Source organism: Halalkalibacterium ligniniphilum (assembly GCF_000334155.1).
Classification (GTDB): domain Bacteria; phylum Bacillota; class Bacilli; order Bacillales; family Bacillaceae_D; genus Halalkalibacterium; species Halalkalibacterium ligniniphilum.
Genome location: NZ_ANNK01000154.1, coordinates 1 through 1,675, shown reverse-complemented (window position 1 = coordinate 1,675; position 1,675 = coordinate 1). Strand labels below are relative to the sequence as shown.

At 41.0% G+C, this 1,675-nt stretch carries 2 protein-coding genes; both read right to left on the bottom strand.

Translation table 11 applies throughout. The annotated features are described in order from the left end of the window. Positions 1 to 305 precede the first annotated feature (305 nt). A complete protein-coding gene (locus BLT_RS0118995; RefSeq protein ID WP_017729307.1) occupies positions 306 to 722 on the bottom strand; it encodes a hypothetical protein in 417 nt (138 codons plus the stop codon). A gap of 187 nt (positions 723 to 909) precedes the next feature. Then, a partial coding sequence (locus BLT_RS0118990; RefSeq protein WP_017729306.1) for an energy-coupling factor transporter transmembrane component T family protein occupies positions 910 to 1,675 on the bottom strand: 766 nt, incomplete at its 5' end.

Genomic DNA, 1,675 nt, shown 5'->3' with positions numbered 1-1,675 from the left:
AGGAAATAGACGTAGACTCCTGCGGGATCAAAGGCAAGGGTGAGACCCCACCGTGCGAAAAGCACGAGGAGGCTCACCAGCCGCCCGCGGAGTGCTAAGTATATTTCCGAAGCGAATGCTATCCAGCAACGATCATGACGTTCGGATTGCTCATCAATAAAAACTCTCTTATCCCAGCCTCTTTATTTGTCGTCTTTTACTGATATTGATGTCTCGTACATTAGCAAAGCTTGGCTTTTCTCCAAGTCTTAATAGCGAATACCTTCGTTACACGTTACAGTTATAGTTTGTCAATAAAATGGATACTACATGCTTGAGCGGCTGTTTTTTCGTTTCGTAAAAAACCAAGCAATTCCGATAAAGAGCAGCACAACGACAGTTATTGTCCCCCATCTATTCATGACAGACTCATTACTTTCAACTACACCAATTTCCCATTCCACCCGGTGTCCAATCCCGTCTTCAGCCACAAGTAAATGAGCACCTTCTATATCACCGTAATAAAAATGCCCTTGTTCATCAAGCTTGTCTTCAAATAGTTGATTCTCTTCATTGTCGTACACAACGACGACGGTACGTTGTGAAAAGCTTCCATCCTCGTAATGAACTTTGACAGTACCTGCTTCAACGGGTTCCATAAGCATTTTATGAGCATAGACAGGTGAGGCAATTAAGAAAAAGAGAAGCCACACACAACAAACAGACATAACATTCCTTTTCATCGATTCAAACTCCTTTAAAGCGACATTTCTTCTGTCACACACATCTTCATCACTAACATATAGGCCTCTTCTGTTTTCGCACCAAGTAGAGCAATCTTATTACTTTTAAACAAACATGAAAGATTTGTTCGTGCTATTGTCTGATCTGGATATGTATACGATAGCTCTTTAATTGAGATTACTTCTATTAGAACCACCACTTTTCAATCAATATAATTATCAGTATAAAACCTAGTATACTTGCAGACTTGATCCAATCCGTCTTACTAATTGGACGAGGAGGAGAAGTAGGGATCTTCCCAGAAAATCCACGGGCAGCCATCGCTTGATATACTTTATCCGACTGATCCACAGCTTTCATAATTACCCCCGCCATCACCCCACTATAGACCTTTAAAGAGGCTGGCTTAGCCGATGGGCGAAATAACCGGGAAACCAATGCTTTATAAAAAAAGGTTAACGACCGATAAAACATGCGAGTATATGTTACCGTCAATGATAAAATGGACACGATGACGCCTGGGATCGGTAAAGCAGATAGACTATTCAGTAATTGATGGAGCGGCTGGCTCAAAACCAAAATCATCATAACAAGTAGCGCAGCCCCAGACTTTAAACTGATCTGTAGGACAAAACGAAGCAATTCACCGTCAATTGGAAATCCATTTGATAACAAGATTGGAATGCTCATTAACAATAGAAAAGGAACGAGAAGAACAAGCTTCGATAAAATAAACCGAAAGGAGAACTGGCTCAACTTAGCCAACATAATTAAGCTAGTAAACACAAATCCTAGGAGCATGATGTTTTCTAAATAAACAACACCAAACGTAAAAAGAATACAGCTAATCGTTTTCGTTCTTGGCTCCCATGCAGCTCCCCAAGACGATGAATCTATACCTGGATCGAACCTTTTCATTTCCTCAACAAACGCTGTGGCCATTCGGCGTTCA

Coding starts and splice junctions, on each gene's coding strand:
- BLT_RS0118995 (WP_017729307.1), bottom strand. CDS start 722: ATGAAAAGGAATGTTATGTCTGTTTGTTGTGTGTGGCTTCTCTTTTTC.